Genomic DNA, 7,194 nt, shown 5'->3' with positions numbered 1-7,194 from the left:
CGTGCATATTTGTGTTGTCATAAGCAATCATCGTGTCATGCATGATATCGCCTGCTATGACGACGATATCAGGATTTTGTGCATCAACTATAGCTACCAACTTATCTATTTGTTGATTACCAAACCATCTTCCCCAATTTATCTATTTGTTGATTACCAAACCATCTTCCCCAATGAGTATCAGACACTAATGCTATAGTCATAGGCTTATTCAGCGGCTTATCTGTCGTCACTGTCAAACGATGTACCACAGGCGAGTAAGCATTAAATACAGCCAAGCTGACAATAGCTACATAAGCCGTAAGCGCAAACACACGTATCAGCTTAGGACGCGACTGACACTTTAATAATTTATTAAAAAAGAGTGATAATACAGCAGTGGCTATACCTGCATAGAACATAAAGCCTTGTAAAATATTGATAACTAAATAAACGTTAAAACGCTCGCCCCAAAAATCGCTTAGACCATAAATGAGAAAAACATTATTAACGATAAAAACGCTTATAGCCAAAATAATCTTTCTACTCTGCCGATTTGGTTTGATAAACCAGCAAAGCAAAATACAAGTCATAAAGGAAAGTAATTGAGTGAAAACAATGAAGTACCACATAGTAAAATCTACTCAGATAGAATGAGATTATCTTACGATAAAAATAGCTTGTTTTTGGTGCTTAGCCCATATTCCATCAATATTCCATAGCTTTTACACGAATATCCGTTAAATAAAATCGTATGATTTATCATCAGAATCTTGCAGACAATAATAAAGGTGAAAAATGAATAAACGCTGGGGTTTTTGGACACTTTGGGTTTGTATCAGTGCCATCGCGGGCTTTGTATGGGGAGTTGCATTAAACGGTAATTCTTGGTTATCTATAGGCGGTATGGTGGCAGGCATAGGCTGCTTTATTGTGTTTTATACATTGCTTGATGATTTTGCACGCAAACACCAATTGCATCGGTTTATAGCAGCGTTACAGACAGGCGTCTATATAAAAGCAGGGTTACAGGTTCTAAATCTGGCCATGCCTATTGCTCCTTTTATATCACCAGAGATTTTGGCAGGGATAGCTGCTAGCTATATTGCTGAACTGTTAGGCTTGGATTATCACCAACCTTTTTTATCAAGCTTGGTTATGACGTTAATAACAGGCGCTTTACTGTCATTATGCGTCGGGGTTATCAGCCTTATCGTGCTTTTGGTATCAAATAAGAAAGCACGTACTATAATCGACCCACTATAAAATAAATACAGCGATACGGGTTACATTTTGCACTGCCTTAGCGTTTATCTGGTGCTATTTTACAGACGCCATTTTCACACGCTTGCACGACTGCTGTACCATATATCATCTTGGTCACCCAGTTTGGAATTCTATAACGATTGCGAGCGACATATGGATAGCCAAAGTTACCCAGTTGCTTGATCACTGGCAAAAACAACAACGGTGACCACTTAACGCCACCCGTTTTGTATAAAAGTCTTACGGCATCCATATGTGTGTACCAATTGCCATAGCTGTCTTTTATGCACATATAGGTCATCGCATCCTCACAGCTGAATCCTGCTACCGCTAACTCATCCAGTCCATCCACTACAGGAACTAAGCGTATCTTTTCCGGTTGACGTTTTTTCATATTATGCGCCTCGGTGCTGCATATCACGCAGGCATCATCGTAGTACATCGTGATGGATAAACTCGCCTGCTCTCTATAGCTGTTGATATGGTTTTGGATAATCATGTTAAAACTCCTTTATAAGTGATACATCAGCATCAAGGCTATTAACTTTTTCGGTCGTGTTAACTACTGAATACTTATTGACTGGTGCTAATAAGGGGATGACAGGCTGCTGCGTCCATTGCGGGGCTGCGGTATCTAAGCGCTTAGCCAGTATCGGTAAGTGATTGGTCGGCACCGCTGGAAATAGATGGTGCTCAATGTGATAGAGCAAATTAAACGTCAGTAGATTGATGAGCGGTTGGCGCTCACTGCGAGCATATACCACCTCATCGCAACCATGATGTACGCTCCATACCGCAAAAAATCCCACCATGGTATTGGCCAATATCATCACCAACACGTGATAAATCAACACTGGATACATCGTGATAAAAGCAGTGGCAATTACTGCGAAAATGAGCAACATATCAATGCCGACCAGCATACGATTACGGCGGCTACCATGCGTCAATCCAAACCACTGAATCGCAATCGAGAACAACCCGCCACCTAATATCGCCTTATACCATGGCAAGCGTGCCCAGTTACCCTCAACATCACTGTCGCCAAGCGGATCTCGATGATGGTTGAGATGAGTATGCCGAATAGCATGTGTGCTACAGAGCATTGTGATACTGAGAAAAAACAGCATGAGCTCGGTGGCAACTCTCCCTACTCCTAGCGTTCGATGATAACAATCATGCGCTTGTCTTAGTGCGGCAGTAAAAAAGAAAAATGTCGCCACAAGTGCAAGTAACCACCACCCTTGCCATGCGCTCCACCATGACAATAATAGAAAAGGTAATGATAAAAAAATATTATAAACAGTCTCTCTCAGACTAAGTTGACGCAAATCTTGCCATTTAATACTGGCTAACGAAGGATGACGCATGATGTTCTCCTTGCTTGATGATAAGTAGTAGCTGTCTTACTAGCGCGACCACTTAATTTAACTTGCTTAGTGTTATTTATTTTACTTCTGTCAAAAGTGAAATAAAAAGACAAATTTTTATTTATACTTAGTATTTATGATCAGTATTCGTGCTTAGGTAATACAACCCATCCTGTGACGATAGCGCTGATCCCGCCTAGGATACTAACAGGCAAAAAGAGTGCTACTATAGCTACACCTGATAATATAATGTTATCTAAAGCGCCAGACGGAAGCCCTGTTGATAATAAAATTATGGCTAGGAATACGATAAAAGTGCTAAGACAACCGATGATAAACAAGGGTAATACTTCATTAGATGAATCAAAGTATATCTGAAAATGGCAGATAACCACTCCTGTGACTAGTGAAGGTAATAAACCAATCAGGCTTCCAAGTATAATAATACTGAATAAGATTGCCACAGCTTGCATCACACCAAAACCAGCAGGTGTTATCGCGCCTGCTATTACACCTATTATAGTAATAGGTAAGCCAATAATTGAGCTACCTATTGCACCGCCTAACAATCCATAAAGCCCTATTACTCTACCGGTTGGGTAGTTTGGTACCGCAACTGTAGCGCCGCTCTCAATAATATCCATACACCCTCCCTTGTTTTATTTAATTTCTGTCAAAAGTGAAATAAATAGATAAATTTTATTCATGTTTAGGTAGTACAAACCAGCCTATTATTACAGCGATTGCACCACCATTACAGCAAAATAGAAAAAGCATCACAGCGACATCTATAAAATCTTTATCTAGAGTAAACAACACCATGTATATAAAAGTGCTTACAAAACCAATTATAAATAATAGTACCGCCTTTTTTATTGAATCAAAATACATCTTAAATAAGCATGCCATAAAGCCAGTTAGTAACGCAGGTAGAAACCCCATTATTCCAACAAGTAACAAAGCTCTAAAAAACCATTCTACTGAACGTTGAAACATAAATGTTTCAATAGAATTCTGTGTAATTAAACTAATAATTACCATAGATAAATCTAAAGCTATTCCGCCAAAAATGCCACCGAGTAACGCATAAAACCCCATTACTCTAAAGTAAGGATAATCAGATTCAGACATAGTTAAAACTGAACCTCCTATATTTCGCTCTTCTTTTTTCTTTAAAGATACGACTATTTGCTTATCAGTTTTTAGCTTATCAACAGTGGCGTTGCTATTAGTCTTACTCATAAAGACCTCTATTTTGTTTCACATGAAACTTATTAAGTATTTTCAATTTAAAACCTTATACTTATCTAAAAGTTATCAAAGTTTTGCAATGTCTTTTCTTTCGATAGTAGTAATTTACCTAGAATCATACTACTAAGTCCTCCCAGCAGCCCCATACCTCCTGTGAATGAGAATAGCTGTAAAGAAAAACTGTCCATCAGAAACCATTCGAATATATAGTAATTAAGCAGCACAACTGATACAGCGTAAGTGGAACTGACTAAAAAGCCCATTAAAAATAACTTACAGTAATCTTCAGCACCTTGTATTTTCATTTCATTTTTGACTACCCAAACCCCTGTAATTATAGAAGGTATTAGACCAAACACAGCACCAAGTACTATCGATGAAACAATAAATATTAATAATAACTCTATTCCTGGATAATCAAATATAAATAACGTACCAACCATTAGACCACCAGTGCTACCACCTAGTAGGCTATAGCCCCATCCCACTCGATTAAATGGATAAGATGATTCTTTGATCTCGTTCGTTAGACTTGTCATGATATTTTCTACTAATGAGCCTAAAAAAATGTTTCACATGAAACAGTTACCTAGTCATTTATGACTTCTGCTCTGTTAACGCTTGCTTTAGCGTTGGCTGCTGAAACTCATAACCTGCGTCCTGTAATACTTGCGGCAATACTTTTTGACCATCAATTAATAGCATCGACATCTCACCAAACATCAGCTTGAGTAAAAATTTAGGTAAGGTAAAAAAGGTCGGACGATGCAGCCATGCCCCAAGCGTTTTAGTAAAAGTATGATTGTTTACGGGGTTTGGCGACGTGAGGTTATATACAAACCCTGGTGTATCACTGGTAGTCTGCAAGGCGTTATCATGTACAGTATCAGCACCACTATCGTGCTTACCAGTAAGGTGCTGCTCAATGATAAATATCGTCGCCCCTACCCAGTCTTCACGGCTGACCCAACTCATGACCTGCTGACCATCGCCCAACTGACCACCAGCGCCCATTTTAAACGGTGTCAAAAGCTTGCCAACCATGCCACCCTCAGGATGAATCACCACACCAGTTCGTACGATGGCCACAGGTACACCATACCCGGTTGCCGTCAAAGCGAGCTGCTCCCATTGCTCACACAACTGGTGGGCAAAATCTGTTTTGTAGTTGCTACTTTCGGTCAGTGGTGTATCACCTTGTACACCATACCAGCCAATCGCTGAGCCACTGACTAGCAGCTTGGGCTTGATACTGGTACGGGCAATAAACTCCAGTATTGACTCGGTAGGTTTAATACGGCTCGCAAGCAGCTGCTCTTTACGCTCATCACTCCAACGCGTATCAGCAATACCTGCACCGGCTAGGTTCAAAATCATATCAAAGGTATTGTCTGTTTTTGAGAGTTCGTCATAAGTCATCATGTCAATATCATTAGGATGTTCTTGGCTGCTGTCACGTGTCAGCCAAGTAATATGTAATTCTCTATCAGCCGTTTGATAACGTTTCTGAATCTCTTTGCTGAACGCACTACCCAAAAACCCTGAACCGCCACTAATTAGAATATTCATGCCCTACTCCCTAATGTGTATTATTTTTCAGTAAAACTTAACCCGTTATAGTTATCGTCTTCTTTTTTAGCCTTTATATCAAAATGACTTTTACATACTTTTGGTAAAGCAATAAGGCTAGCAATCGCTGAGTTGATGCCACCAAACAATCCTATAGCCATCATGAATGTGAATAATACACCCACTTCTATCAATGAGTTTATGCCTAAATACAAAACGATTGCACCCATATAACATGCTGAAGTTATAAAACCAGTTAAGAATGTCGTTCTTATACTTTTACGATCACCGCGCCATACCTTTTGACTAGCAACGATAACACCTGTTAATAAAGCAGGGATAAAACCAAGTAAGCCGACGTACAGTAATGGCTGGTAACCAATTTGAGCAAAATCAGCATCTCTAAAGATGAATAATAAAAACAGCTGCGCTACCATTCCACCAACCAAGCTACCAAGCCCTGCAAACAAAATAATCACTTGTAGATAAGGATACGCACCTAAACTATTATTCGTTTTCATTCTATTTATCTCATTAACAGTCATCGTTAATTTAGTATAAATATGGCGTTGGCAAAGCCAATGAAATTACTATGGATAATTGATGGATAGTGATTTGTCTTATTTAAACGCACCTCTTATTTTTGCTTTTGGCAATGCTGACATGCCTACCCATTCTACTAAGCAAAATGCTTACGAATAGGACATTCACTGTCATTACTATTTTGATTTTTATCTTTTAACTTACTCGCATAATTATTTATAGATTCTATGACAGCCGTCATATTTGGCAATACATGTGCTTTGGTCAGATGCGGCGCTGCTACATCTAAACGCTTGGCAAGCTCAGGTAAATGATTGGACGGCACAGCAGGAAAGAGGTGATGCTCGACGTGATAAAGTAAATTGAAGGTCAGCAAATTAACTACAGGATTGCGCTCAGTTCGAGCGATTGTTTCATCACAATCATGATGCACACCCCACACAGCGATGATGCCCACGCTGGCATTGGCCAACATCATCGTCAGTAAGTGGTATATCAATACTTGAGTCAAGGTTGCAATAGCAGGAACCGCCATAGGAAGCACAGCCAATACCAGCGCCGTGATAATAACAAGGGCAATCAGGCCAAACTCTAACCAAGCGATACGCTGATTGCGGCGACTGCTAAGCCGCAGTCCTTGGCGGTAAATATCCAATCGATATGCTATGCCGCCAAGCATGGCTTGCCACCACGAACCTTTTGCCAAACGGCCTTCGATATCACTGTCACCTAACGGATTGCGGTGATGTTCCATGTGAGTGGCTCGGATACTATGCAAACTGGTCATCAATAGTACACTGAGCAGTAACAATATGCCGGTAACGGTGCGTTTGCTCACGCCCAAGCTATGGTGATAACCATCGTGCGCTTGGCGAAAAGCAGCAGCGAAAAACAAATAAGAAGCGCCACATGCCATCACATACCAAGACTGGCTAGCGAACCACCAAGACAGCAATAAAAATGGATAAGGCAAAATGAGGTTATAAGCAGTTTGAGCACGCGTTAGTTGGCGCAAATCCTGCCACTCAACTGAGGCCATTGCATTTTTAATGGATTGCTCTTTATTAGCGTGTGTCTTATTTGCATTCATTTTACGCACCCATTTGTCGTTACTGTTTCTTATTGCTGCGATTCTTACTAAAACTCGTATCGCTTGATCTTGACTAGCTTTTATATTTATTACATAAATTTCTGTCTAAACAGAAATTTTCACTTA

At 40.0% G+C, this 7,194-nt stretch carries 10 protein-coding genes; 1 reads left to right on the top strand and 9 read right to left on the bottom strand.

Features of this window, described 5'->3' with window-relative positions:
- Positions 1 to 116 precede the first annotated feature (116 nt).
- Positions 117 to 512 (bottom strand): hypothetical protein, encoded by a 396-nt coding sequence (locus ACT3SX_RS12675; RefSeq protein ID WP_442070024.1) that lies wholly within the window; start codon positions 510 to 512, stop codon positions 117 to 119.
- A 265-nt stretch (positions 513 to 777) separates the two neighbouring features.
- On the opposite strand from ACT3SX_RS12675, the gene ACT3SX_RS12670 reads away from it, so the two are divergent.
- Positions 778 to 1,245: a hypothetical protein gene (locus ACT3SX_RS12670; RefSeq protein WP_442070022.1), complete on the top strand. Its 468-nt coding sequence runs from the start codon at positions 778 to 780 to the stop codon at positions 1,243 to 1,245.
- Positions 1,246 to 1,282: 37 nt separating this feature from the next.
- Here the strand turns inward: ACT3SX_RS12670 and ACT3SX_RS12665 are convergent, their stop codons facing one another.
- From ACT3SX_RS12665 to ACT3SX_RS12630, 8 genes are all read right to left on the bottom strand, one after another.
- A complete protein-coding gene (locus tag ACT3SX_RS12665) occupies positions 1,283 to 1,744 on the bottom strand; it encodes a thiol-disulfide oxidoreductase DCC family protein (RefSeq protein WP_442070020.1) in 462 nt (153 codons plus the stop codon).
- A gap of 1 nt (position 1,745) precedes the next feature.
- Entirely contained in the window at positions 1,746 to 2,615 is an 870-nt protein-coding gene (locus tag ACT3SX_RS12660) for a fatty acid desaturase family protein (RefSeq protein WP_442070018.1), read from the bottom strand.
- A gap of 140 nt (positions 2,616 to 2,755) precedes the next feature.
- Positions 2,756 to 3,259: a hypothetical protein gene (locus ACT3SX_RS12655; RefSeq protein WP_442070016.1), complete on the bottom strand. Its 504-nt coding sequence runs from the start codon at positions 3,257 to 3,259 to the stop codon at positions 2,756 to 2,758.
- A gap of 55 nt (positions 3,260 to 3,314) precedes the next feature.
- Entirely contained in the window at positions 3,315 to 3,857 is a 543-nt protein-coding gene (locus tag ACT3SX_RS12650) for a hypothetical protein (RefSeq protein WP_442063395.1), read from the bottom strand.
- Between the two features lie 65 nt (positions 3,858 to 3,922).
- Positions 3,923 to 4,405, bottom strand: coding sequence for a hypothetical protein (locus ACT3SX_RS12645; RefSeq protein WP_442063393.1), 483 nt, complete (start codon positions 4,403 to 4,405; stop codon positions 3,923 to 3,925).
- Positions 4,406 to 4,463: 58 nt separating this feature from the next.
- Positions 4,464 to 5,435, bottom strand: coding sequence for an epimerase (locus ACT3SX_RS12640; RefSeq protein WP_442063391.1), 972 nt, complete (start codon positions 5,433 to 5,435; stop codon positions 4,464 to 4,466).
- Between the two features lie 20 nt (positions 5,436 to 5,455).
- Entirely contained in the window at positions 5,456 to 5,980 is a 525-nt protein-coding gene (locus tag ACT3SX_RS12635; RefSeq protein ID WP_442063389.1) for a hypothetical protein, read from the bottom strand.
- Between the two features lie 134 nt (positions 5,981 to 6,114).
- Positions 6,115 to 7,068 (bottom strand): fatty acid desaturase family protein, encoded by a 954-nt coding sequence (locus ACT3SX_RS12630; protein WP_442063387.1) that lies wholly within the window; start codon positions 7,066 to 7,068, stop codon positions 6,115 to 6,117.
- Between the last annotated feature and the right edge of the window lie 126 nt (positions 7,069 to 7,194).

Source organism: Psychrobacter sp. AOP31-B2-9, from assembly GCF_052378005.1.
GTDB lineage: Bacteria > Pseudomonadota > Gammaproteobacteria > Pseudomonadales > Moraxellaceae > Psychrobacter.
This window is presented reverse-complemented; position numbering and strand designations above follow the sequence as displayed.